This window comes from Streptomyces cyanogenus, assembly GCF_017526105.1.
Lineage (GTDB): Bacteria > Actinomycetota > Actinomycetes > Streptomycetales > Streptomycetaceae > Streptomyces > Streptomyces cyanogenus.
Window position 1 is genome coordinate 5,966,857 of the sequence record NZ_CP071839.1, and the last position, 24,915, is coordinate 5,991,771.

The 24,915-nt window shown below is 72.6% G+C and carries 21 protein-coding genes and 1 pseudogene; 12 read left to right on the top strand and 10 right to left on the bottom strand.

Going from position 1 to position 24,915, the window contains the following annotated elements; genetic code table 11:
* Positions 1 to 21: 21 nt before the first annotated feature.
* Together S1361_RS27000 and S1361_RS27005 are read left to right on the top strand one after the other, a co-directional pair.
* On the top strand, positions 22 to 1,803 hold the full coding sequence (locus S1361_RS27000) for an ABC transporter ATP-binding protein (RefSeq protein WP_208034512.1): 1,782 nt from the start codon (positions 22 to 24) through the stop codon (positions 1,801 to 1,803).
* Complete coding sequence (locus S1361_RS27005; protein ID WP_208034513.1) at positions 1,800 to 3,662, top strand: ABC transporter ATP-binding protein; 1,863 nt, start codon at positions 1,800 to 1,802, stop codon at positions 3,660 to 3,662. Before S1361_RS27000 ends, S1361_RS27005 begins: the two co-directional genes overlap by 4 nt.
* A gap of 19 nt (positions 3,663 to 3,681) precedes the next feature.
* On the opposite strand, the gene S1361_RS27010 is transcribed toward S1361_RS27005, so the two are convergent.
* The 5 genes and pseudogenes from S1361_RS27010 to glgX form a co-directional block, all read right to left on the bottom strand.
* Positions 3,682 to 4,920: a glycosyltransferase family 39 protein gene (locus S1361_RS27010; RefSeq protein ID WP_208034514.1), complete on the bottom strand. Its 1,239-nt coding sequence runs from the start codon at positions 4,918 to 4,920 to the stop codon at positions 3,682 to 3,684.
* A 23-nt stretch (positions 4,921 to 4,943) separates the two neighbouring features.
* Positions 4,944 to 5,768, bottom strand: a pseudogene (locus tag S1361_RS27015) (dolichyl-phosphate beta-glucosyltransferase); the annotation flags it as partial.
* A 36-nt stretch (positions 5,769 to 5,804) separates the two neighbouring features.
* Complete coding sequence (locus S1361_RS27020) at positions 5,805 to 6,458, bottom strand: hypothetical protein (protein WP_208034515.1); 654 nt, start codon at positions 6,456 to 6,458, stop codon at positions 5,805 to 5,807.
* A gap of 136 nt (positions 6,459 to 6,594) precedes the next feature.
* A complete protein-coding gene (locus S1361_RS27025; protein ID WP_208034516.1) occupies positions 6,595 to 7,101 on the bottom strand; it encodes a SigE family RNA polymerase sigma factor in 507 nt (168 codons plus the stop codon).
* Between the two features lie 113 nt (positions 7,102 to 7,214).
* A complete protein-coding gene (gene glgX / locus S1361_RS27030) occupies positions 7,215 to 9,458 on the bottom strand; it encodes a glycogen debranching protein GlgX (protein ID WP_208034517.1) in 2,244 nt (747 codons plus the stop codon).
* A 220-nt stretch (positions 9,459 to 9,678) separates the two neighbouring features.
* Here glgX and S1361_RS27035 point away from each other — a divergent pair, with 220 nt between their 5' ends.
* From S1361_RS27035 to S1361_RS27060, 6 genes are all read left to right on the top strand, one after another.
* The gene (locus S1361_RS27035; RefSeq protein ID WP_208034518.1) at positions 9,679 to 10,902 is read left to right on the top strand and encodes a L,D-transpeptidase; all 1,224 of its coding nucleotides are present in this window, start codon (positions 9,679 to 9,681) and stop codon (positions 10,900 to 10,902) included.
* A gap of 164 nt (positions 10,903 to 11,066) precedes the next feature.
* Positions 11,067 to 12,293: a L,D-transpeptidase gene (locus S1361_RS27040; protein ID WP_208034519.1), complete on the top strand. Its 1,227-nt coding sequence runs from the start codon at positions 11,067 to 11,069 to the stop codon at positions 12,291 to 12,293.
* A gap of 80 nt (positions 12,294 to 12,373) precedes the next feature.
* A complete protein-coding gene (locus S1361_RS27045; protein WP_208034520.1) occupies positions 12,374 to 13,141 on the top strand; it encodes an enoyl-CoA hydratase/isomerase family protein in 768 nt (255 codons plus the stop codon).
* Between the two features lie 196 nt (positions 13,142 to 13,337).
* Entirely contained in the window at positions 13,338 to 13,946 is a 609-nt protein-coding gene (locus S1361_RS27050) for an ATP-binding protein (RefSeq protein ID WP_208034521.1), read from the top strand.
* 76 nt (positions 13,947 to 14,022) lie between these two features.
* A complete protein-coding gene (locus S1361_RS27055) occupies positions 14,023 to 14,823 on the top strand; it encodes a polysaccharide deacetylase family protein (protein WP_208034522.1) in 801 nt (266 codons plus the stop codon).
* Positions 14,823 to 16,007, top strand: coding sequence for a YncE family protein (locus S1361_RS27060; RefSeq protein WP_208034523.1), 1,185 nt, complete (start codon positions 14,823 to 14,825; stop codon positions 16,005 to 16,007). The genes S1361_RS27055 and S1361_RS27060 overlap by 1 nt, the downstream gene beginning before the upstream one ends.
* Here the strand turns inward: S1361_RS27060 and S1361_RS27065 are convergent.
* Positions 15,974 to 16,627, bottom strand: coding sequence for a GNAT family N-acetyltransferase (locus S1361_RS27065; protein WP_208034524.1), 654 nt, complete (start codon positions 16,625 to 16,627; stop codon positions 15,974 to 15,976). The genes S1361_RS27060 and S1361_RS27065 overlap by 34 nt on opposite strands.
* Positions 16,628 to 16,790: 163 nt before the next feature.
* Between S1361_RS27065 and S1361_RS27070 the strand changes: the two genes are divergently transcribed.
* The gene (locus tag S1361_RS27070; protein ID WP_208036788.1) at positions 16,791 to 17,003 is read left to right on the top strand and encodes an EF-hand domain-containing protein; all 213 of its coding nucleotides are present in this window, start codon (positions 16,791 to 16,793) and stop codon (positions 17,001 to 17,003) included.
* A 58-nt stretch (positions 17,004 to 17,061) separates the two neighbouring features.
* Here S1361_RS27070 and S1361_RS27075 read toward each other — a convergent pair whose 3' ends face one another.
* Positions 17,062 to 17,862, bottom strand: coding sequence for an ABC transporter ATP-binding protein (locus S1361_RS27075; RefSeq protein ID WP_208034525.1), 801 nt, complete (start codon positions 17,860 to 17,862; stop codon positions 17,062 to 17,064).
* On the bottom strand, positions 17,859 to 19,544 hold the full coding sequence (locus S1361_RS27080; RefSeq protein ID WP_208034526.1) for a 2-isopropylmalate synthase: 1,686 nt from the start codon (positions 19,542 to 19,544) through the stop codon (positions 17,859 to 17,861). Before S1361_RS27080 ends, S1361_RS27075 begins: the two co-directional genes overlap by 4 nt.
* A 195-nt stretch (positions 19,545 to 19,739) precedes the next feature.
* On the opposite strand from S1361_RS27080, the gene S1361_RS27085 reads away from it, so the two are divergent.
* Positions 19,740 to 20,432 (top strand): FadR/GntR family transcriptional regulator, encoded by a 693-nt coding sequence (locus S1361_RS27085; RefSeq protein WP_208034527.1) that lies wholly within the window; start codon positions 19,740 to 19,742, stop codon positions 20,430 to 20,432.
* A 116-nt stretch (positions 20,433 to 20,548) separates the two neighbouring features.
* On the top strand, positions 20,549 to 21,208 hold the full coding sequence (locus tag S1361_RS27090) for an NADPH-dependent F420 reductase (RefSeq protein ID WP_208034528.1): 660 nt from the start codon (positions 20,549 to 20,551) through the stop codon (positions 21,206 to 21,208).
* A gap of 16 nt (positions 21,209 to 21,224) precedes the next feature.
* Here the strand turns inward: S1361_RS27090 and S1361_RS27095 are convergent, their stop codons facing one another.
* Positions 21,225 to 21,779 (bottom strand): glycoside hydrolase family 25 protein, encoded by a 555-nt coding sequence (locus S1361_RS27095; RefSeq protein WP_208034529.1) that lies wholly within the window; start codon positions 21,777 to 21,779, stop codon positions 21,225 to 21,227.
* Positions 21,780 to 21,815: 36 nt separating this feature from the next.
* Positions 21,816 to 22,847: a phosphatidylinositol-specific phospholipase C domain-containing protein gene (locus S1361_RS27100; protein ID WP_208034530.1), complete on the bottom strand. Its 1,032-nt coding sequence runs from the start codon at positions 22,845 to 22,847 to the stop codon at positions 21,816 to 21,818.
* Between the two features lie 233 nt (positions 22,848 to 23,080).
* Between S1361_RS27100 and S1361_RS27105 the strand changes: the two genes are divergently transcribed.
* Positions 23,081 to 24,841, top strand: coding sequence for a M28 family peptidase (locus S1361_RS27105; protein WP_425088069.1), 1,761 nt, complete (start codon positions 23,081 to 23,083; stop codon positions 24,839 to 24,841).
* The last annotated feature ends 74 nt before the right edge of the window (positions 24,842 to 24,915 follow it).

Here is a 24,915-nt window from a genome sequence, read left to right on the forward strand (position 1 = left end):
CGGTCCGTACGCTCCCGGTTGATGCCCTCGACACGTGCAACCACCGACCGTTCCGCCCTGCGCCCCCTGCTCCGGCTGTGGCCGTACGTCCGCCCGGTCCGCGCCAGGCTGTTCACCGCCGCGTTCGTCGCGGTCCTCGCCTCCTGCACGGGTCTGGTGATCCCGCTCGTCCTGAAGTGGCTGGTGGACGGGCCGGTCGCCGACCGCGACCCGGCGGGAGTGTGGCTCGGCGCGCTGTACCTGCTCCTGCTCGGTTTCGCCGAGGCGGTCCTGTTCGGCATACGGCGCTGGCTCGTGGCCCGGCCGCTGTCGCACGTCGAGGCGGAGATGCGGGCGGATCTGTACCGGCGGCTGCAACGGCTGCCGGTCGCCTTCCACGACCGCTGGTCCTCCGGCCAGCTGCTCTCCCGGGGCACGACCGACCTGATGCTGCTGCGCATGTTCCTCGCCTTCCCGCTGACGTTCCTGCTCGTCAACGGCGTCACCATCGTCGTCGGCGTGGTGATCATGCTGCTGCAGGACTGGGTGCTGGGGCTGGTCGTCCTCGGGCCCGCCGTCCCCGTGATGTGGACCTGCGTGGTCTTCGAACGGCGGTACGCGCAGGTGGCGCGCCGCGCCCAGGACCAGGTCGGCGACCTGACCACGGTGGTCGAGGAGAGCGTGCTCGGCATCCGCGTCATCAAGGGCTTCGGCCGCCACCGCAGCCAGGCCCGCGCCTTCCGCGAACTGTCGGGCCGGCTGCGCGGCACGGAACTGCGCAAGGCGCGGCTGCTGGCCACCATCTGGGGCGTCATCGTGACCCTGCCCGAGGTGGCCGTCGGGGCCGCGCTGGTGCTGGGCGCGGTGCGGGTGGCCGACGGGGAGCTGTCCGCGGGCACGCTGGTCGCCTTCCTCAGTACGGCCCTCGCGCTGCGGTGGCCGGTCGACTCGATCGGGTTCCTGCTGGCGATGAGCCAGGAGGCGGCCACCGCGACCGAGCGGTACTTCGAGGTGCGGGACGAGGTGCCGGAGGAGCAGTCCGCCGGGGACGGGCACGCTCGCCCGCGCGCGGGGGGAGTGCCGGGACTCCGGTTCGAGGACGTCTCCTTCCGCTACCCCGACGCGCCCCCCGGCTCCCCGCCCCTCCTCGCCCACGTCGACCTCCACATCCGCCCCGGCGAGTCCATGGCCCTCGTGGGGGCGACCGGCAGCGGCAAGACGACCCTCACCGCGCTCGTCCCCCGGCTGCACGAGGTCACCTCGGGCCGGATCACCCTCGACGGCGTGGACATCACCGCGATGTCCCGCGAGGAACTGCGCACGAAGGTCGCCGTCGCCTTCGAGGAACCCACCCTGTTCTCGGCGAGCGTCGGCGAGAACGTGCTCATGGGCGCCCCGGACGGCGCCGGACGGCAGGACCTCGACCGGGCCCTCGCCATCGCGCAGGCCGACTTCGCGCACGCCCTCCCGCAGGGCACCGACACCCGCGTCGGAGAGCAGGGCCTCAGCCTCTCCGGCGGCCAGCGCCAGCGCCTGGCGCTGGCCCGCGCGGTCGTCGGCCGGCCCCGGTTCCTGGTACTGGACGACCCGCTGTCCGCCCTCGACGTGCACACGGAGGCCGCCGTGGAGGCCGCGCTGCGCCGGGTCCTCGCCGACACCACCGCCCTGATCGTGGCCCACCGCCCGTCCACGGTGCTGCTCGCCGACCGGGTCGCCCTGCTCTCGGGCGGCCGGATCGCCGCCGTCGGCACCCACCAGGAACTGCTGCGCCACAACGCCGAGTACGCCCGCCTGATGTCCGGGGAACAGGAGGACTCCCGTTGACCAGCACGACCGCCTCCGCCCCCGCCGTCGCGGACGACGACCCCGACCGCCGCCGGGAGACGGGCGACGGCGACCCCTTCGACCGGGACGTCCTGCCCACCCCGCCCGGCGCCACCGGCGCCCTGCTGCGCTCGCTGCTCGCACCCATGAAGGCCCGGGTCGCCCTGACCACGCTCCTGCTGCTGCTCCAGCAGGCGGCGGTGCAGACCGGCCCGCTGCTGGTGGCGTACGCCATCGACAGCGCCGTACCGGCGTTCCGGGACGACCGGCACGGCCCGCTGCTCGCGGTCGGCGCCGGCTACCTGCTGTGCGCCCTCGCCTCGGGCGGGCTGCAGTTCGCGTTCATCGAGACCTCCGCGCGGGTCAACCAGGACGTACTGCTGGACCTGCGGGGGCGGATCTTCCGGCACGCGCAGGCGCTCAGCGTCGACTTCCACGAGCGGTACACCTCCGGCCGGCTCATCTCCCGGTCCACCACGGACGTCGAGTCGCTGCGCGAACTCCTCGACGAGGGGCTCCAGGAGCTGGTGACCGTCGTCCTGTCCTTCGTCTACATCTCGGCGATGCTGCTCTGGCTGGACCTCGGCCTCGGCGCGGTCGCGGTGGCGTCCTTCGGGCCGCTGTATCTGCTGGTCCGGCTCTACCGGCGGCGCGCGGGGCGGGTGTTCCAGGCACGGTCCACGGCGATCGCGGCGGTCATCGTGAAGTTCGTGGAGACGATGAACGGCATCCGCCCGGTGCGCGCCTTCCGCCGGGAGGCCGCCAACGACGCCGAGTTCGCGGTGCTGAACCAGCGGCACGAACGCACCAACGGGGACGCACTGCTGGAGATGGCCCGCTATGTGGTCGGCTCGCGGCTGGTGGCCAACACGGCGGTCGCGGCGATCGTGCTCTGGGGCGCCCACCGGGTGGCGTCCGGCTCGCTGGAGCTGGGCGTGCTGGCGGCGGCGGTGCTGTATCTGCGCCGGCTGTACGACCCGATCGACCGGCTCGGCATGTTCCTGAACTCCTACCAGTCGGCGGCCGCATCCCTGGAGAAGATCGCCGGGCTGCTGGCGCAGACGCCGTCCGTGCCCGAGCCGGAGCGGCCGGGCGAACTCCCGCCGCTCAAGGGCGAGATCCCCGGACGCGAGGTCGTCTTCGACGGGGTCCGGTTCGGCTACCGCACCGGCGGCGAGGTGCTGCCCCGGTTCGACCTGACCCTTCCCGCCGGGCAGACGGTCGCCGTCGTCGGCTCCACCGGCGCGGGCAAGTCGACCCTGGCCAAGCTGCTCGCCCGTTTCTACGACCCCTCCGGCGGACGCGTGCTGCTGGACGGCGTGGACCTGCGCGAACTGCCGATGCCCGAGCTGCGGCGCGGGGTGGTCATGGTGACGCAGGAGGCGTTCCTGTTCTCCGGCACGGTCGCCGACAACATCGCGATCGGCCGCCCCGAGGCCACCCGGGAGGAGATCGAGCAGGCCGCGAAGGCGATCGGCGCGCACGAGTTCATCAGCGCGCTGCCCGACGGCTACGACACCGACGTCCGCAAACGCGGCGGCCGAATCTCCGCCGGGCAGCGCCAGCTGGTCGCCTTCGCCCGGGCGTTGCTCGCCGACCCGGCGGTGCTGATCCTGGACGAGGCGACCAGCTCACTGGACGTGCCGGGGGAGCGGGCGGTGCAGCGGGCGATGGCGACGGTGCTGCGCGGCCGTACCGCGGTGGTCATCGCGCACCGGCTGTCCACGGTGGAGATCGCGGACCGGGTGCTGGTGATGGAGCACGGCCGGATCGTGGAGGACGGCCGCCCGGACGAACTCATCTCGGGCACCGGCCGGTTCGCCGACCTGCACCGGGCGTGGCGGGACAGCCTGGCCTAGCCGTCCCGGGTACGGCGGATCACGGCACCCCCAGCTCGAACAGCACGTACCCGGCGTACGAGCCGGAGGCCAGGGCCGCGATGCCCAGCAGCGTGCACAGCACGGGCAGGCTCAGCCGGCGCAGGGCGACCGCGAGCGGCAGGAACAGCGGGAAGCAGGGCAGCAGGTAGCGGGAGACGTTCGCGAAGATCTGCTGGCTGCCCAGGACCAGGGCGAGCGTCAGCACGGTGTGCACGACCAGCACGGCGGGCGGGCGCAGCCGCAGCAGCAGCGGCAGCAGCGCGAGGGCCAGCAGCACCACGCCGACCCCGATGACGTCCGCGAAGGGGTAGGCGAACAGATAGGTGAAGTGGCCGACCGGCACGGACGTCAGCACGTCGAGGGTCTGCTCGCCGTAGTCGAAACTGTGCGCCCACGCGCCCGACTGGAGCTCGAAGTAGCCGCCCAGGTCGCCCATGCGGTTGCCGACCCACAGCAGATAGCCGAGCAGCCCCAGCGGGGCCAGGGCCATGGCGAGCAGCGGACGCAGCGGGCCTTCCTCGCGGCGGCGCAGGGAGAGCAGCGCGGCCACGCCGAGCGCGGCGATCAGCGCGGCGGCCGTGGGCCGGTTGAGGCCGGCCGCGAAGGTGAGCACGCCGGCGGTGAGCCAGCGGCGGGTCATGACGGCGTGGCAGGCCCAGACGGCCAGGGCCACGTACAGGGAGTCGGAGTACACCGCCCACTCCACGCCCGAGCCCGGCCACACCGCCCACAGCCCGGCCGCCGCGAGCCCGGCCCGCCGGCCGCCGAACCGCTCGGCGACGGCATGGACGCCGAGGGCGGCGGCGAAGGAGGCGACGATCGAGACCAGCAGGCCGGCGCCGTACGGGCCGAGCCCGGTGACCGCCGAGGTCAGCCGCATCAGGGCCGGGTAGAGCGGGAAGAACGCCGCCGAGTTGCCCTCCAGCGTGATCAGGCCGGTGGCGCCCGGCACCGGAACGAGCTTCGGGTCGTAGCCGTGCAGCGCGATCTGCTGGTACCACCAGCCGTCCCAGGTGGCCAGCACGTCCCAGGCGTGCGCCCCGCCGCCGAACCGGGGGTGCTTGCCGCGGAAGTCCCCGGCGGCGGACAGCAGGTACATGAAGGAGCAGAAACCGGCCAGCTTCAACGCGCCGAACAGGGCGAGGACCGGTCCGTACCGGCGGGCCGCGGCCCCGAACCGGGAGCCGGGCGTGGGGTCGGGGGCCGTGCCGCGTAGGTCGGGCAGGGTCGCGGTCACCGGGCCACCGGCTTCGGCCGGCGGCGGGCCAGGGTGCGGCGCATCCGGAGGATCCCGCGCAGGTCCGCCAGCGCGGTGGCGAGGATGTCGACGCTGCTGTCCGGGTCGTCGACCCAGTCCACCGGCACCTCGTGGATCCTGAGCCCGGCCCGCTCGGCGAGCACCAGCAGCTCGGTGTCGAAGAACCACTCCCCGTCCCGCACCAGCGGCAGCAGCCGCTCGGCGGCCTCCCGCCGGACCGCCTTGAAACCGCACTGGGCGTCGGAGAAGCCGACGGCGAGCGTGCACCGCAGCAGGACGTTGTAACACCGGGATATGACCTCGCGCTTGGTCCCGCGCACCACCCGCGCGCCCGGCGCCAGCCGGGTGCCGATGGCCAGGTCGGAGTGGCCGGAGATGAGCGGTGCGACCAGCGGCAGCAGCGCGGCGAGCCCGGTGGACAGGTCCACGTCGAGATACGCCAGCACGGGCGCCCGGGAGCCCGACCAGGCGGCCCGCAGCGCCCGGCCGCGGCCCTTGCGGGGCAGCCGCAGCGAGGTCACCTCGGGGAACTCGCCGGCCAGCCGGGCGGCGATGACCGGGGTGCGGTCGGTGCTCGCGTTGTCCGCGATGGTGATCCGGAACGGGTAGGGGAAGGTGTCCCGCAGATGCGCGTGCAGCCGCCGGACGTTGGGCTCCAGGTCCTTCTCCTCGTTGAACACCGGTACGGCCACGTCCAGGACCGGCTCCTCGCGGCCCGTCGGCAGCGGGGTGTGCCGGGGTGCCGGTGCCGCGGCCGGCGGAGGGCTCGGCCGGTTCGATCGGATGAATGTCACGTGTATCCCCGTTTGTTCAGGTGTGTCGGGCATGCCGAGGGCACGCGGGAGTGGGTGGAGGAGTGCGGGCTAGCCGGTCGCGTCGACCGTGGACGAGGGCTCGCCCGACGGCTCGGCGGGTTCGCTCACCGGTACCGTGGCCGGCGCGGTGGTGCTGCCGCCCCGGGAGGTGGCCGTGGCCGACGGTGGCGGGTACGAGGCGGTGGCGGCGATGGTGCTTCCGGTGGTCGCCGGCGGGCCGGAGGTCGACCAGGAGTGGGTCGGCGTCGGGGAGTCCGGCGGCGCCGAGGACGTCACGGACGGCGGCGCGCTCGGCGACTCGGTGGGCGACTGCGACGGCGAGGTGCTCGGCGTGGGCGCCGGGCTGATCGCGGGCCGGGGGTGCGGTGCGGTGGGCCGGTCGTCGACGTGCCCGTGCGGCCACAGGAACAGGCCCAGACCGATCCCGGCCGCCGCCAGCAGGGAGCCGGCCGCCCGGCGCGCCGTGCGCACCCGGTGCCGGGCCCGCACCCCGGCGCGCAGCGCCTCCCGGTGCCGGGCCTCGAAGGGCGCGGGCTGCTGGGCCCGGTGCATCAGCTGCGCCAACTGCCGCTCGAAGGCGTCCGAGCCACCCGCCCGGCCCCCGCCGTCCGAGCCACCCGCCCGGCCCCCGCCGTCGGTGCCGCCCGTCCGGCCTGTCCCGTCCGGCCGGTCCGCCGCGTCCATGCGGCGCGTCTGTTCCATGCCGGTCCGATCCATGCGGCCCGTCCGGTCGAAGCGGTCCATCATGTGATCCGTCTGGTCGGTTCGGTCCGTGCGGTCTGCGTGATCCGTGCGATCCGTGTCATCCCTGCGATCCCTGCGGTCCATGGGCCCTCCCTCACCCCACCGGCTCGATGACGTCGGCCAGGAGCCGGCGCAGCCGGGCCACCCCGCGCGCGGCATGGGACCGGGCCGTGCCCACCGGGCAGCCCAGGGTCTCCGCGACCTGCCGGTCGGGCAGGTCCTGGTAGTAGCGCAGGACCACGGCGGCCCGCTGCTGCGGCGTCAGCTGCGCGAGCGCCGCCTCCAGCCGGGAGCGCTCGGCCACGGTCGCCGACATGTCATCGGCCGCCGCCACCTCGGGCAGCTGCTCCACGGGCCGCTCGCCCCACCAGCGCCGCCGTGCCGAGCGGGCCGCGGCCCGCGCCAGCACCTTGCGCACATAGGCCTCCGGCGCCTCGTCGGCGACCTTCGGCCAGACGAACCACAGCTTGACCAAGGACTCCTGCAACAGGTCCTCGGCGCGGTGCCGGTCCCCTCCGGTGAGCAGACGGGCGAGATGGAACAACACCGACCAGCGGGCCGCCACGAACGCGTCGTACTCACCGGCCCTGGTCTGCTCCATTCCCACGGTCCCCGTTCTCGCCGGCTTCTCTTCACCAGGGGTAAGGCCCTGGACCCCGGCCGACGCTGCACCCGCGAAGCGTGATCCGTGTCACGCACAGGTGCCACACAGACTCAGGCGACCCGCAGCAGCAGCACCGTCCGCGCCGGCACCGTGATCTCCGCGCCCGCCCGGTGGACCGTACCGGGCGGCTGCGCCTGCTCCTCCACCGAGGTGTCCACGACCACCTCGTACCGCTCCGCCCACGGCGGCCCGGGCAGCACGAAGCCGGTCGGCCGGTCGCCGGCGTGCAGCACCGCGAGGAAGCTGTCGTCCACCACCGGCGCGCCCCGCGCGTCCCGGCCCGGGATGTCGCGCCCGGACAGGTACATCCCCAGCGTGGCGGCGGGCGCGTACCAGTCGCCCTCGGTCATCTCCGCGCCCCGCGAGGTGAACCAGGCCAGGTCCCGCAGCCCGTCCGCGGTCTGGGCGCGGCCGGAGAAGAAGGCCCGCCGGCGCAGCACCGGATGCCGGTGGCGCAGCGCGATCAGCCGTGCGGTCAGGTCGAACAGCGCCCGCCAGCCGGGCTCCTGGAGCAGCGACCAGTCCACCCAGCCGATCTCGTTGTCCTGGCAGTAGGCGTTGTTGTTGCCGCGCTGGGTACGGCCGAGTTCGTCGCCCGCGACCAGCATGGGCACGCCGGTGGACAGCAGCAGGGTCGTCAGCAGGTTGCGCAGCTGCCGGCGCCGCAGCGCGCGCACCCGCTCGTCGTCGCTCTCGCCCTCGGCGCCGCAGTTCCAGGAGCGGTTGTCGTCGGTGCCGTCCCGGTTGTTCTCGCCGTTGGCCTCGTTGTGCTTGGTCCCGTACGACACCAGGTCGCGCAGGGTGAAACCGTCGTGCGCGGTGACGAAGTTGACGGAGGCGTAGGGGCGCCGGCCGCCCCAGGCGTACAGGTCGCTGGAGCCGGACAGGCGGTAGCCCATCTCGCGCACGTCGGGCAGGGCGTGCCGCCAGAAGTCCCGGACCGCGTTGCGGTAGCGGTCGTTCCACTCGGTCCACAGGGGCGGGAACGCGCCGACCTGGTAGCCGCCGGAGCCGATGTCCCACGGCTCGGCGATCAGCTTCACCCGGCGCAGCACCGGGTCCTGGGCGATGACCGCCAGGAAGGGGGAGAGCATGTCGACGTCGTGCATGGAGCGGGCCAGCGCCGCCGCGAGGTCGAAGCGGAAGCCGTCCACGCCCATCTCGGTCACCCAGTAGCGCAGCGAGTCGGTGATCAGGCGCAGTACCTGGGGGCGGACGACGTGCAGGGTGTTGCCGCAGCCGGTGTAGTCGGCGTACCGGCGGGCGTCGTCCTGGAGCCGGTAGTAGCCGCGGTTGTCGATGCCCTTCAGGGACAGCGTCGGCCCCAGCTCGCCCGCCTCCGCGGTGTGGTTGTAGACCACGTCGAGGATGACCTCGATACCGGCCGCGTGCAGCGCGCGCACCATCCGCTTGAACTCGCCGACCTGCTGTCCCGTCGTACCGGAGGCCGCGTAGGCCGCGTGCGGGGCGAAGTAGCCGATGGAGTTGTAGCCCCAGTAGTTCTTCAGGCCCCGGCGCAGCAGGTGGTCCTCGTGCGCGAACTGGTGCACGGGCAGCAGTTCGACGGCCGTGACGCCCAGCCGCACCAGGTGCTCGACCGCGGCCGGGTGCGCGAGGCCCGCGTAGGTGCCGCGCAGCTCCTCGGGTATGCCGGGGTGCAGCTTGGTGAAACCCCGGACGTGCAGCTCGTAGATGACCGAGTCGGCCCAGGGCGTCTTGGGGCGGCGGTCGTCGGACCAGTCGTCGTCATCGTGCACGACGACACCCTTGGGGACGTACGGCGCCGAGTCCCGTTCGTCGCGCACGGTGTCGGCGACCGACTGGTCCGGCCAGTCCCGGACGTGCCCGTACACCTCCGGCGGCAGGCCGAACTCGCCGTCCACGGCCCGGGCGTACGGGTCGAGCAGCAGCTTCGCCGGGTTCCAGCGGGCGCCGGTCCACGGGTCCCAGCGGCCGTCGACCCGGTAGCCGTAGCGCTGCCCGGGCTGCACACCCGGGACGAAGCCGTGCCAGATCTCGTGCGTCAGTTCGGTCAGCGGAATCCGCGTCTCCCGGCCCTGTTCGTCGAACAGGCAGACCCGGACCGCCTCCGCGCCGGCCGCCCACAGCGCGAAGTTGGTGCCGGCGACCCCGTCCGGGCCGACCCGGAACCGGGCGCCCAGCGGGGTCGGCGCACCCGGCCACACGGCCGGGACGGGCGGTACGGCCCGCCGGGCGCCGTTCACCGCCGCCGGTTGACCGCTCCCGGCGGCCGGCTCCCCGGCCGGCGCCCGCTGCTCGGCTGCGCTCGTCACTGTCGGCCCCTCTTCTCGGTGGGCACGCCCGAGGGCGCGTCCGGCCGTGCCGGGCGGCCGGGGGAGCGTTCCTGCACCCCCGGCCGCCCGGTACGACTGCGCCCCGACGGCTCCGAGGCGGGCGCGGCGGCTCCCCGACGTGTCGTCCTTCCCTCTGTTCTGCCCAGCGCGTGGGTCGCACTCACGTTTCCCCGGGGCGTGCCCCGTCGTTGAGCCTCGCGTGAGGCACGTAACAGGACGCGCACGGCGCGCGGGGGCCGCGCTGGCCGCCGCACTGACATGGGCGGGGCTGCTCGCGGGCTGCTCCGCGGACGGCCCGGGCCCGCTGGGCATGGGCGGGGCACTGGGCGAACCGCCGCCCCCCGAGGACGTCATCCGGGTGACCCCGGAGGACGGCAGCAAGGCCGTACGCCCCGGCGACCGGCTGCTGGTACGGGTGCCCGGCGGGCGCCTGGAGAAGGTCACCGTGGTCAGGTCGCAGGACGCGCAGGACGCGCCGGTCCCGGGGCACATCAGCGAGGACGGGCTGACCTGGCGGCCGGACGACGACCGGCTGGCGCTGGCCGCCAAGTACACCGTCGACGTGGTCGCGCTGGACTCCCAGGGCCGCCGCGCGGCCCGGCACACCACCTTCACCACCTACGTCCCCGACCGGCGGTTCATCGCCTACGTCACCCCGGAGAACCGCGCCACCGTCGGCACCGGCATGATCGTTTCGCTCTCCTTCAGCCAGGAGATCACCGATCGAGCCGCCGTCGAACGCGCCGTCCGGGTCAGCGCACGGCCCCCGGTCGAGATCCGCCCGCACTGGTTCGGCAAGGGCCGCCTGGACTTCCGCCCGGAGCACTACTGGAAACCGGGCACCGAGGTCACCGTCGACCTGGCCCTGCGGGACGTCGAGGGCGCCCGTGGGTTCTACGGCCTGCAGGACAAGACCCTGTCCTTCACCGTCGGCCGCAGCCAGGTCTCCCTGGTCGACGCGGCCAAGCACACCATGGAGGTACGCCGAGACGGACAGCTCCTGGCCACCGTCCCCGTCACCGCGGGCGCCCCCAAGCACCCGACCTACAACGGGAAGATGGTGGTGATGGACATGCTGGAGGTCACCCGCATGAACAGCCAGACGGTCGGCCTGGGCGCCGAGTACGACATCGCCGACGTCCCGCACGCCATGCGGCTCACCGAATCCGGCACCTTCCTGCACGGCAACTACTGGGCCACGGACGCCCCCGGCCGGGTCAACGTCAGCCACGGCTGCGTGGGCCTCGTGGACGTCAAGGGCGGCAGCTCGGACACCCCGGCCGGCTGGTTCTTCGACCGCAGCCGGGTCGGGGACGTCGTCGAAGTCGTGAACAGCCAGGACAAAACAGTCGCACCCGACAACGGCCTCGGCGGATGGAACATGGGCTGGAAGGAGTGGAAAGCGGGCAGCGCGGAGAAGTAACCAGGTGAGGGGTGGGGGCGCTGGTGTGGGTGCCGGGCGGAAGTTGCGACGGAATGGTGACATTCGCCTGACACCCTGCTCAAAACCTGGCAGCTAATATGCGCGCACAACGTGGTGGGGAGCGGGTCTGATCAGGGGCCCGGCGAGGGGAGAACAACTTGAACATGCGGCCTGTATCGGGGGCGTCGGATCGGGGGCGGCGGGGCCGTAGGGGACTGGCAGTCATAGCCGGCGCCCTGGTGCTGTCGCTCACCGCGTGCGGCGGAGGCGGCGGATCGGGGTCCGGTTCCGGGGACGGCAAGGGCAAGGGCGACGGCCGGAAGGGCGGGCAGTCCGCGGCGGCGGTCAGCATCGCGCCCAAGTCGGGTGCGACCGGCGTCGACACCAGCGGCGCGCTGAAGGTCAGCGTCGCCAAGGGCAAGCTGACCGAGGTCACCGTCAAGGACGAGAAGGGCGCGAAGGTCGAGGGCGCCCTCACCGGGGGCGGCTCCGCCTGGACGCCGTCGTCGCATCTGGCCGCGGCCACCAAGTACACCGTGCACGCGGTGGCGAAGGACGCCGAGGGCCGCGAGGCCGCCGAGGACGCCACCTTCACCACGCTCACCCCGAAGAACACCTTCGTCGGCTACTTCACCCCCGAGGACGGCTCCACGGTCGGCGTCGGCATGCCGTTCTCCATACGCTTCACCCGGGGCATCACCAGCCCCGAGGCGGTCGAGAAGGCCGTCCGGATCAAGACCGAGCCGGCCGTCGACGTCCAGGGCCACTGGTTCGGCAACGACCGCCTCGACTTCCGCCCCGAGAAGTACTGGAAGGAAGGCACCAAGGTCACCGTCGACCTCGACCTGGACGGCGTCGAGGGCCGCGACGGCGTCTACGGCAAGCAGCGCAAGACCCTGAAGTTCACCATCGGCCGCAACCAGGTCTCCGTCGTGGACGCCAAGAAGCACACGATGAAGGTCACCCAGGACGGCAAGGTCGTCAAGACCCTCCCGGTCACCACCGGCAAGCCCGGCTACGACACCTGGAACGGCCAGATGGTCATGACCGAGAAGCTCGCCGTCACCCGCATGAACGGCGAGACGGTCGGCTACGGCGGCGAGTACGACATCAAGGACGTCCCGCACGCCATCCGCCTCACCAACTCCGGCACCTTCATCCACGGCAACTACTGGGGCGGCGACGCCTTCGGCAACTACAACGCCAGCCACGGCTGCGTGGGCCTGCGCGACGTCCGCGGCGGCTACGACGGCTCGGTCCCGGCCGCCTGGTTCTTCAACCACTCGATGATCGGTGACGTGGTGGTCGTCAAGAACTCCCACGACGCCACGGTGGCCCCGGACAACGGCCTCAACGGCTGGAACATGTCGTGGTCCGAGTGGACGAAGTGAACCCCGGCTGACGCCAGGGCCCGGTGCTGTGAGGAACGGCACCGGGCCCCCTGTCGTTAGTGGCCGTTAACCTGACCTGCATGACCGTCACTCTGGAAGTCGCCGAAGGCGTCGGCACCCTGCGTCTGGACCGGCCGCCGATGAACGCGCTGGACATCGCCACCCAGGACCGGCTGAAGGAACTCGCCGAGGAGGCCACGGACCGCGACGACGTGCGCGCCGTGGTGATCTACGGCGGCGAGCGGGTGTTCGCGGCGGGCGCGGACATCAAGGAGATGCAGAACATGGACCATCCCGCGATGGTCCGGCGCTCCCGCGCCCTGCAGGAGGCCTTCACCGCCGTGGCCCGCATCCCCAAGCCGGTCGTCGCCGCCATCACCGGCTACGCGCTCGGCGGCGGCTGCGAGCTGGCCCTGTGCGCCGACTACCGCATCGCTGCCGAGAACGCCAAGCTGGGCCAGCCCGAGATCCTGCTCGGGCTGATCCCGGGCGCCGGCGGCACCCAGCGGCTGCCCCGGCTGATCGGGCCCTCCAAGGCCAAGGACCTGATCTTCACCGGCCGTCAGGTCAGGGCCGACGAGGCCCTCGCCATCGGCCTGGTGGACCGGGTCGTCCCGGCCGCCGAGGTGTACGAGCAGGCGCACGCCTGGGCCGCCAAGCTCGCCCAGGGCCCGGCGATCGCGCTGCGCGCGGCCAAGGAGTCGGTCGACACCGGCCTGGAGGCCGACATCGACACCGGGCTCGCCGTCGAGCGGAACTGGTTCGCGGGTCTGTTCGCCACCGAGGACCGCGAGCGGGGCATGCGCAGCTTCGTGGAGGAGGGGCCGGGCAAGGCCAAGTTCGTCTGACCGTCAACGGCGTGCGCCTCCCGCGCCGACTCCCTTGGAGTGAGGGGCAGTTGACGCGTCGTCCCCTTCGGGTCCCTCGATGGGGCGGTTTATGGGAGCCTTAAGGCAACCTTAAGCCCGCTTTGTCGAGGGAGCCCGTCGCTTGCCGGGAAGCGAGCCTTCTCCGCAGGTCAACCAGGCCGCGCCGGACACTGTCATGCCGACGGCATATGCCGGGCGACGGGAGCGGAACGGGGGCGTGAGGGGGGCGTATTCCTCCGGAACGGCCCCCAAGCAGGCTCCGGACGGCCATCATGGGGGCATGGCGGGGCTGGAGGGCATCGAACAGCCGCGGGGACACAGCCGTGCAGCCGCGGCGCGCTGGTCGCCCGCGGTCGAGGACGAACAGGCGCTCAAGGCGATCGAACTGTTCGGCAACCCGACGGAGGCGGAGGTGCCGCTGCCGTCCCGCCCCGAATCCGCCGCCACCGCCCGCCGGCTCGCCCAGGTCGTCGTCCTGCGCACCTGGCGGCTCAGCCCCAAGCTGGCCGAGGACGTGGTCCTGCTCGTGTCGGAACTCGTCGGCAACGCCGTGCGGCACACCGGCGCCCGGGTCTTCGGCCTGCGGATGCGCCGCCGCACCGGCTGGATCCGGGTGGAGGTCCGCGACCCCTCGCGCGGGCTGCCCTGTCTGATGCCGGTCCAGGAACTCGACGTCAGCGGACGCGGGCTGTTCCTGGTGGACAAGCTCTCCGACCGGTGGGGCGTCGACCTGCTGCCGCGCGGCAAGACGACCTGGTTCGAGATGCGGGTCGCGGACCGGTAGCGGGATTCCCGGCACGGCGACCCGAAGTCACTCCCAAGCGGGCTAATCGCCCGTTTTCTCGCCAACCCATCCTTAAATGGTGCGGGTGACCTCCACCCTCCGCCGAGATGTGCTGCGCGCCGGCACCGGGCTCGTTGCCGGCGGTGCGCTCGCCGCCGGGTGCGGTACCGGCCGGACCGCCGCCCCGCCCCCCGCCCCGGCCCCCACATCCCCCACATCCCCCACGCCTCCCTCCGTCCGCCCCTCCACGGCCCCGGCCCCGCGGGCCTATCCCGGCCACCCCGCCCAGATCACCCACGGCCCGCGCAGCCGCCCCCAGGTGGCCCTCACCTTCCACGGTCAGGGCGACCCCGCCCTGGCCCGCGCACTGCTCACCACGGCCGAGCGGCACGGCGCCCGGCTCACCGTGCTCGCCGTCGGCACCTGGCTGGACGAACACCCGGACCTGGCCCGCCGCGTCCTCGACGGCGGCCACGACCTCGGCAACCACACCCAGCGGCACATCGGCATCAACACCCTGGCCGAGGCGGACGCCCGCCGGGAGATCACCGAATGCGCCGAGCGGCTCAGGCGGCTCACCGGCTCCGTCGGCACCTGGTTCCGCCCCTCCCGCGCCCCGGCCGCCTCCCCGCTCGTGGCCCGGCTGGCCCACGCCGCCGGCTATCCGCACGTGCTGTCGTACGACGTCGACTCGCTCGACTACACCCGCCCCGGCGCCGCCGCCGTCACCCGCGAGGTCCTCGCCGGCGTGCGCAACGGATCGGTGGTGAGCCTGCACTTCGGCTACCCGGACACGGTCGCCGCCCTCCCCGACGTCCTGACCGAACTCGGCCGCCGCGGACTGCGCGCGGTCACCACCACGGAGCTGCTGAGCTGATGCGAACCACGAAAGCCGCCCGCCTGCTGGCCGCCGGTGCCGCCCTCACCGCCCTGACGCTGCTCTCCGCGTGCGGCGGCAACGGGGACCGCGAGAGCGAGGCCCTCGGGAGCAAGGCCCCGGTCCAGCCGCGGGTGCAGAAGCCGCGGGTGAACGTGCTGCCCGGGATGCCCCCGGTCGAGGACCCGGCCGACCTGTACTCCGCCGATCGGCCGAACCGGCTCTCGCCCGTGGTCCGGGGCTTCCCCTCCCGGGTGTACGTGCCGAACACCAACTCCGACACCGTCACCGTGATCGACCCGGCGACCCACAAGGTCGTCGAGACCATCCCGGTCGGCCGCCAGCCCCAGCACGTCGTACCGTCCTGGGACCTGAAGACGCTCTGGGTCAACAACGACCTCGGCAACAGCCTCACCCCCATCGACCCGCGGACCGGCCGGGCAGGCAAGCCGGTCGCCGTGCACGACCCGTACAACCTGTACTTCACGCCCGACGGCAAGTACGCCGTCGTCATGGCCTCCATGGACCGCGAGCTGGTCTTCCGGGACGCGCACACCATGAAGGTCGTCAAGACCGTCCCGGTCACCTGTTACGGCGTCAACCACGCCGACTTCTCCATCGACGGCCGCTACTTCGTCGTCTCCTGCGAGTTCAGCGGCGAGCTCCTCAAGGTCGACACCGCGCGGATGAAGGTCGTCGCCCAGGAGAAGCTGCCGTTCCGCGGCGCCATGCCGCAGGACGTCAAGATCTCCCCGGACGGCAAGCTGTTCTACATCGCCGACATGATGGCCAACGGGCTGTGGATCCTCGACGGGGACCGCTTCACCCGGCCCCGGTTCCTGGCCACCGGCAAGGGCGCCCACGGCCTCTACGTCAGCCGCGACTCCCGCGAGATGTACGTCTCCAACCGTGGCGAGGGCACCATCTCCGTCTTCGACTTCACCCAGGACCGGCTCAGCAAGAAGTGGCACCTGCCCGGCGGCGGCAGCCCCGACATGGGCGGAGTCTCCGCCGACGGCAGGATCCTGTGGCTCTCCGGCCGCTACGACGCCGAGGTGTACGCCATCGACACCCGCACCGGCACCGAGGTGGCCCGCATCAAGGTCGGCAGCGGCCCGCACGGCCTCGCCGTCTACCCCCAGCCGGGCCGCTACTCACTGGGGCACACCGGCATCTTCCGCTGAAGCAGCAGCTCCGCGCCGACCGGACGGTAACCGGCCGCCTGGAACGCCCGTACGCTGCGGGCGTTCCCCGGGGCGACCTGCGCCCACAGCGGCTCCACGGCGAGCTGCCGGGCCGCGGTCACCAGCAGCCGCCCGAGCCCCCGGTGCCGTACCTTCTCGTCCACCTCGACCGACACCTCCAGCCGCCCGGCGACCCCGCGCCCCATCACCAGCACCCCGCCCTCGGCGGTCCAGGCCCGCACCCCGTCGCGCCGCCCGTGGGCATAGGCGATCCGGGGGTGGCCGGGGTCCGCGATCTCGTGCAGCGCGAGCGGCGGCTCACCCGGCAGCGGGTCGGCCACCAGGACCGCGTCTATCGTCTCGGTGCGGCGCCCGGTCCGGTCCATGAGGGCGGTAAGGAACCGCGGGTTCATCGTCGCCGCCAGCGCGTCGCAGTCCGTGCCGCGCAGCGTCTCGCGCACCCACTGCGGGTCCTCGTCGGTGAAGACCACCGAGTGCGCGGTGAACGACATCACTCCCGCGTCCCGCGGTGAGGGCTGCGGTACGACCGTCGTACCGCCGTCCGCCGCCGGGAAGACGCCGGCCGCCGCCGCGTCGAGAATGTCCCGCAGGGTCTGCAAGGCCCGCTCCCTGAGTCTCCACCCACTGAAGGCCCAGACTCCCAGACATGAGCGAGGACGTCGCCTGGGTGGTCGCCGCACTCCGGGCTGGTGCAGGCCGTTAATCTGACCAGCGTCAGTACGCCAGCACGGCATGAGAAACACGAACAAAAGGGGCGGATCGGTGGCGGACATCGAGGAAGCACGCAAGCAGTTCCAGCGGATCGACGCGGACGGTGACGGATTCATCACCGCAGCGGAGTTCAAGTCCGCCCTGGCGCAGGAAGGTGACTGGAACGTCACCGAGACGGTCGCGGAGGCCATCATCAAGTCCCGCGACCTCAACGGCGACAAGGTGCTGTCGTTCGACGAGTTCTGGGCCTACCTGAACAAGTGACCCGATGACGACAGGGGGTGCCCGCCCGAACGGCCCGGGCACCCCCTTCGTCACACCGTCACCGCGTGCGCCGGATCCGCACGCTCCAGCGGCCTTCCTGCCGCTCCAGCGCCAGCGGCAGATCGAAACACAGGCCGACCTGGTCACCGGTGAGCACGGACGCGACCGGACCGGAGGCCGGCACCCGCCCCTCGCGCAGCAGCACGGCGTGCGTGGTGCCCGCCGCCAGCTCCTCCAGGTGGTGGGTGACCAGCACCGTCGCCAGCGCGGGATGCGCCGTCCGCAGCTCCTCCAGGGCCGCGAGCAGCCGCTCCCGGCCGGGCAGGTCGAGTCCGGTCGCCGGTTCGTCCAGGAGCAGCAGCCGAGGCTCGGGCATCAGCGCGCGGGCGATCAGCGTCCGGCCGCGCTGCCCCTGCGAGAGCGTCGGCCACCGGGCGTCCCGCAGCGCGTCCAGCCCCAGCGTGGCCAGCAGCGCCTCGGCCCGCTCCGCCTGCTCGTGGGTGGGCCGCCACCGGGGGAGTGGCTCGACCGAGTTCGTCAGCCCGGTGAGCACCACGTCCCGCACCCGCAGCGGCGAGGTGAGCGGATGGCGCGGGTTCACGTGTCCGACGAACGCCCGCAGCTCGCGCAGGTCCACCCGGCCCAGCCGGTGGCCGAGCACCTCCACCGTGCCCCGCGTCGGATGCACCACCGCGCCGAGCAGGCCGAGCAGCGTGGACTTGCCCGCGCCGTTGGTCCCGAGCAGCGCCCAGTGCTCACCGGCCCGGACGGTCAGCGAGACGTCCCGGAGGAGGGGCCGCCCGTCCCGGACGACGTGCACGTCCTCGGCGCGCAGCACCTCGGCTGCCGTCCGCGTCACCGCATCGCCCGGTTCACCGCGGACAGCACCGCGTGCACGGCGGCCGAGGGGCCCGTGCCCGCTCCCCAGGCCGTGACGCCACCGACCCGGCACTCGGCGAAGGCCGTCGTGCCGTCCTCCGCGAAGTCCAGCACGTCGGCCGCGACGCCGACGCCGGCCAGTGCGTCGACGAACGCGGTCAGTGCACCGGCGCCCGTGCCCTCGTGGTCGCCGACACGGCCCCCGGCCTCCAGCGTGCAGACGAACCGGTGCACACCGGGTGCCTGCTCGTACGAGGACCAGGCGTGCAGCCGCACCGAGCCTTCCGTCAGATAGGTCGCCCGGAACAGCTCGTACAGCTCCTTCGGCGTCGCCTCCCGCCCGCTGTCGTCCGTCGCCGCCTGTACGACCCGCGAGAAGTCGGACCGCATGCGCGGCGGCAGGTCGATGCCGTGGTGCGTGCGCAGCAGATACGCCACCCCGCCCTTGCCCGACTGCGAGTTGACGCGGATCACCGCCTCGTACGACCGCCCGACATCCGCCGGATCGATCGGCAGGTACGGCACCGACCACGGCGCGTCCGCCTCCGGCACACCCGACTCCCGGGCGCGACGGGCGTGGTGGTCGAGCCCCTTGCCGATCGCGTCCTGATGGGTGCCGGAGAACGCCGTGTACACCAGGTCGCCCGCGTAGGGATGCCGCGGGTGGACGGGCAGCCGGTTGCAGTGCTCCACCGTCTCCCGTACGGCGTCGATGTCCCCGAAGTCCACCATCGGGTCCACCCCCTGGGCGTACAGGTTGAGGGCGAGGGTCACCAGGTCGACGTTGCCGGTGCGCTCCCCGTTGCCGAACAGGCAGCCCTCCACCCGCTGGGCGCCGGCCAGCACGGCGAGTTCGGCGCAGGCGACGCCGGTGCCGCGGTCGTTGTGCGGGTGCACCGAGAGGATCACGGAGTCCCGGCGGGCGAGGTGCCGGTGCACGTACTCGATCTGGTCGGCGTAGACGTTCGGGGTGGCGATCTCCACGGTCGCGGGGAGGTTGTGGGTCACCGGGCGGTCCGGGCTCGCGTCCCACAACCCGGTCAGCCCGTCGCAGAGTTCGAGGACGAAGTCCGGCTCGGTGAGGTTGAAGGTCTCCGGCGAGAACTGGAAGCGGACACCGGGCGCGTCACCGGCCCGCCGGGCCATGTGCTCCGCCGCCTGCCGCACGGTCCGCCACACCTCGGCCCGGCTGCGGCCGAGCACCACCTCCCGCCACACCTGCGACGTGGCGATGTACAGGTGGACCACGACCCGCGGCAGGCCCTGGACCGCGTCGAAGGTCCGGTCGATCAGGTCGGCGCGGGCGGGTGTGAAGACGACGGGGGTCACGTCGTCCGGTACCGCCCCGCCGCGCGCGAGGTGCCGTACGAAGTCGAAGTCCGCGCGGCTCGCGGAGGGGTAGCCGACCTCGATCTCCTTGAAGCCCACCGCGGTCAGCAGGTCGAAGAAGCGGCGCTTGCGGGGGGTGTCCATCGGCTCGGCGAGCGCCTGGTTGCCGTCGCGCAGGTCGACCGGCACCCAGAGGGGGGCGCGTTCCAGGCGCGCGTCGGGCCAGCGCCGGTCGCCGGCGGGGACGTGCACGCGGTCCTGGTAGGGGCGGTAGCGGTGGTACGGCATTCCGCTGGACCGCTGCGGGTTCCAGACGGGAGTGGTGGTGGTCATCGTCGGCTGCCTCTCGGCTCGGTCGGACGGCGACCGGCAGCGCGGGGCCCCGCGGCGGGGTGCCGGTCGTGTCAAACCCCGTCGCGGCAGCCGAGGAGGAGCAGACCGCGGAGTGTCATGCCGGATACGCTAGTCACTGCTCAGCTCCTCAGACAACTGGAATACACGAACTCCTCAGACAAGTTGGTGACCTCTATGCCGCTCGGTGCCCTCCGCCCCAGCCCGCTGGTCGAACAGGCCGCGGAGCACCTCCGGGAGCAGATCGCCGCCGGCCACTGGCCCGTGGGCACGGCGCTGCCCGGCGAGACCACCCTCGCCAGGGAACTCGGCGTCGGCCGCTCCACCGTCCGTGAGGCACTCCGCGCGCTGGCCGGCGCCGGGCTGGTCCGGCCCCGGCACGGTGCCGGCGTCTTCGTCATCGCCACAGAGCCCGTCGAGGACTGGCCCACCCGGCTGCGGCGGGCTGCGGTCACCGACGTCTACGAGGTTCGCACGGGCGTCGAGGTGCAGGCGGCCAGACTGGCCGCGCAGCGTCGTACCCCCGAGGACATCACGGCGCTGCGGGCCGCGCTGGAGGGCCGCCGCACGGCCGCCGCGGGGGACGACGCCGGCTTCGTGGAGGCCGACATCGCCCTGCACGGGGCCGTGGTCGCCGCCGCCCACAACCCCGTCCTCAGCGACCTGTTCGCCGAGTTCGTCCCCGTCCTGCGCGAGGGCCTGGTGACCCTGCTGGACCTCACCCGGCTGCGGCACGAGGACGCGAACACCGGCGACGACACCCACGCCGCCCTGGTCCACGCCGTCGCGGAGGGCGACGCGGACCGGGCGGCGGCCGTCCTGCTGGCGGAACTGGAGCAGACGCTGGAACGCCTGCGCGGACGACGGTGACGGATGCGAGCGCGCCGGTCAGCCGTCCGGCGGCGGTGCGGAATAGCCTCCGCCCCGGTGCGGTTGACCGGGACGACAGGAGCATGCACGCGCATAAAATCTGCGGAGGGTCAGTCATGAAGATCGGCATCATCGGCGCCGGCAACATCGGCGGCAACCTCACCCGGCGGCTCACCGCCCTCGGCCATGACGTCTCCGTCGCCAACTCCCGCGGCCCCGAGACACTGCGGGAACTGGCCGAGGAGACCGGCGCCACCGCCGTCCGGGCCGAGGACGCGGCCGAGGGGGCCGAGGTCGTGGTCGTCACCGTTCCGCTGAAGGCGGTCCCGGCCCTGCCCGCAGGTCTGCTGGACGGCGCGGCCGAGGGTGTCGCGGTGATCGACACCGGCAACTACTACCCGCAGCGGGACGGCCGGATCGCGGCCGTCGAGGACGAGGGCCTCACCGAGAGCCGCTGGACCGAGCAGCACCTCGGCCACCCGGTGATCAAGGCCTTCAACGGCACCTACGCCCAGGACATCCTGGACCGGCACCGGCCCGCGGGCGCCCCCGACCGCCTGGCCCTCCCGGTCGCCGGCGACGACGAGGCCGCCAAGCGGACCGTCCGCGCCCTGATCGACGAACTGGGCTTCGACACGGTCGACGCCGGCACCATCGCCGACTCCTGGCGTCAGCAGCCCGGCACCCCGGTCTACGGCCTCCGGGCCGGCAGGGCCGCCGTGGAGAAGGCCCTGGCGGAGGCCTCGCCGGAGCGCCCGGTGGACTTCCGGGGCTGAGCCCGCCGCCCGGTCCCTAGGGGGTGGCCCACTCCTTCAGCGCCGCCTTGCTCGCGAAGTTCGCCACGTCCTTGTCGTGGGGTTCGCTGGTGTACTGGTGGAACCGCCACTTGGCCTTGATGCGGGGCTTGCCGGCGGCGACGTAGTCCGCGATCCACAGCCCGTCCCCGGCGTAGGAGGTGGTGTCGTGGTTCAGCCAGAAGTGCCGGTTGCAGTAGAGCACGACCCGGTTGTGCGGCCGTAACGCCTTCAGTTTGCGGATGAAGCGGTCCTTCTCCGCGTTGCTCGCGTGCGTTCCGTCACCCGTGGTCTCCCAGTCGACCGCGAGGATGTCGCCGGTGCGGTCCGGGGCGTGGCGGAGGAAGTACTCGGCCTGGGCGGTGAGGTCGCCCGGCCACAGGAAATGGTAGAAACCGACGACCAGTCCGGCGTCGCGCGCGGTCTTCGTCTGCGCGGTCAGCCGGGGATTGACGTACGAACGGCCCTCCGTCGCCTTGACGAACGCGAAGGAGAGGCCGTCCGTTTCGTAGGAGGAGGACTGGAAGGCGCTCACGTCGATGCCATGCAGCATGTGAGGGTTGTCCCCCGTGAGCCGCTGTCCGGAACCTCAGCTTCGGGTGGTCACCGAACTCAGCACCGACGCGGACTTCGCCGACCAGTCCGAGGTGATCAGACTGGCGTGGTTCTCGGCCAGGAGAGCGAGCCGAGCCGCCACTTCGGCGTCCGTCGGGTTGGTGGAGGAGATCGCCGGAGACACGCCGTGCGCTCCCGTGGCGATGAGGATGTAGTGGTTCGCGGAGTAGAACGCGGTGTCGTAGCCGTTGTTCACGTACGTGGCCGCGTCACCGTCGAAGAAGACGAACCAGGGGCGGATCGAGGCGTCGTAGCGGCTGGTGCGCGGATCGCCGTTCGCCGCGCCGAGCACGGCCGGGAAGGCGCGGGCCGAGGAGATGTTCCCGGAGGCGTAGAGGTCGCGCAGGTGGTCGCCGTACTCCTCGTCCGTCCAGTAGTGGTCGAACGGGTTGGACTGCTCCACCGTGCCGGGGATCAGGTCGAAGACGAACTTGCCCCGCAGGGAGTCCCGGGCGGGCCAGGCGTCGGCCTTCGCCGCCGCGTCCAGTGTGGGGTACGTCCCGCCGAGCAGGTCGGCCGGCTTGTAGACACTGCTGCCCAGCTTCTGCGCCACCAGCGTGTCGAACTCGTCCGGTCCGAGGCCCGCCCTGTCGTTGAAGCCGACCTTCATCTCGACCTTGACGAGGATCGGCGGGTGGTCGGGGTGGAGCTGGTTCCAGGCGGCCATGTTGTCCAGGCAGCTGCCGAAGTCCTGGTTGCGGCTCTTGCCGTACAGCTCGCCGGGGGTCTTCGCCGCCTCGCAGTTGTTGTCGTTGCCCAGCGGGTTGCTGTGGCTGACCCGCCAGCGGTGGCTGAGGGTGTCGGCGTAGACGTCCAGTTCCAGCAGTGAGGCGCCGGAGTCCAGGGCCTGCGCGAAGTACGTGTACTTGGACTTGTCGTACGCGTTGTGCGTGCCGATGGCCGTCGTCTCGGAGAACTTCGGCGACGCCGCCTGTGCGTTGCCCGGCGCCACCGCAAGCAGAGCCGCGGCCCCTGCGAGCGCCGCCAGCCGTCTCAATCCGCGCATCCCCGAACTTCCCTTCGCTGTCGCCGAGTTGACGGCAGCGTAGGGCCGAGCGGTTACCGTGCGGTAGCCCCGGGAGGAATGTGGCGCGTCGGACGGCATGCTTCCGATCCGGCCGGTCTGGTGGGTTGAGGTTGAAGCGCCGTTGGCATGCGCATGCTCATCAGGGCGGAGCGGTACGGCCCACCCAGGCCCGACGCCCCCCTCCCGTTTCCTCCACCCCACAAGGAGACATGGTGCTACGACCACGAAGACTCTCCCTGGCAGGCCTAGCGCTGGCCACGGCCGCCGCGGGCCTCACGATGCTCCCCGCGGGCGCCGAGGCGGCCCCCGGCGGCCACACCGCGGCGGTGGCGACCGCGGCCCCCGCCCTGGCCGCGACCGCGCCCGACATCGACGTCACCCGCGTGCAGGCGCACCTCACCGAGCTCAACGCCATAGCCGGCCGCAACGGCGGCACCCGCAGATCCACCACCCAGGGCTACCGCGACTCGGTCGCCTACGTGAAGGGCAAGCTCCAGGCGGCCGGTTACACCGTCACCGAGCAGGCCTGCACCTCCGGTTGCACCAGCGGCGCCGGACCCAACCTGATCGCCGAGTGGCCCCAGGGCGACGCGTCGAAGGTGTACATGTTCGGCTCACACCTGGACAGCGTCTCCGCCGGACCCGGCATCAACGACAACGGCTCCGGCAGCGCGACCCTCCTGGAGGTCGCGCTGAAACTCGCCGAGACCAAGCCGTCGATGGCCGCGCGCGTCCGCTTCGGCTGGTGGACGGACGAGGAGCAGGGCCTCAACGGCTCGGACTTCTACGTCCGTTCGCTGACCTCCGCCCAACGTTCCGCGATCAAGGCGTACTACAACTTCGACATGGTCGCCTCGCCCAACGGCGGCTACTTCATCAACCACATCAACTCCACCGCCGCCGCGCCCATGAAGGCGTACTGGGACTCGCTGAACCTCCAGCCCGAGGAGAACACCGAGGGCGCGGGCCGCTCCGACGACTACTCCTTCGAGAACCACGGCGTCCCGACCTCCGGCTACGCCATGGGCGCGAGCGCCCGCAAGACCTCGGCGCAGGCGGCCAAGTGGGGCGGTACGGCAGGCGCCGCGTACGACGGCTGCTACCACTCCTCCTGCGACACCACCGCGAACATCAACGCCACCGGGCTGAACCGCAGCGCCGACGGCGTCGCCTACACGCTGTGGAAGCAGGCGGTCGCGGACACCGCCCCGGCGAACGACTTCTCGCTCTCGGCGAGCCCGGCCACCGGCAGCACCGGCCCGGGCACCTCGCTGACCACCACCGTCTCCACGGCCACCACCAGCGGCTCGGCGCAGACGGTGAACCTGTCCGCCTCGGGCGCCCCGTCGGGCGTCACCGTCTCCTTCAGCCCGGTCTCGGTGACCTCCGGCGCCTCGTCCACGGCGACGGTCTCCGTCGGCTCCTCCGTGCCGCCCGGCACGTACCCGCTCACCATCACCGGCACCGGCACCACCACGCACACCGCCTCGTACACGCTCACCGTCACGGGCGCGGGCGGCTGCACGGCCTCGCAGGTGATCTCCAACGGCGGCTTCGAGAGCGGTACGTCACCGTGGACGGGTGACACCGGTGCCATCGGGGCGTTCAGCGGCCAGTCCGCGCACTCCGGCTCCCGGTACGCCTGGCTCGCGGGCTACGGCTACGCGGCCACCGACACCCTCGCCCAGACGGTGACCGTCCCGTCCGGCTGCACCAGGGCGACCCTGAGGTACTGGCTGCACGTCGACACCGCCGAGTCGGGCACGACGGCGTACGACACCTTCCAGGTCAAGGTCGACGGGACCGTGAAGCAGACGTACTCCAACGCCGACGCGGCCTCGGGGTACACCGAGCGCACCCTGGACCTGAGCCAGTACCTCGGCCGGCAGCTCACGCTGACCTTCACCGCCACCGAGGACTCCAGCCTCCAGACCAGCTTCGTGGTGGACGACGCCACTCTGACGACGAGCTGAGCCGCACACCGGCCGGCATTCGCGGGAATGCCGGCCGGTGACCGGGGTAGACGCGGCTTGCCGGACAATGGACC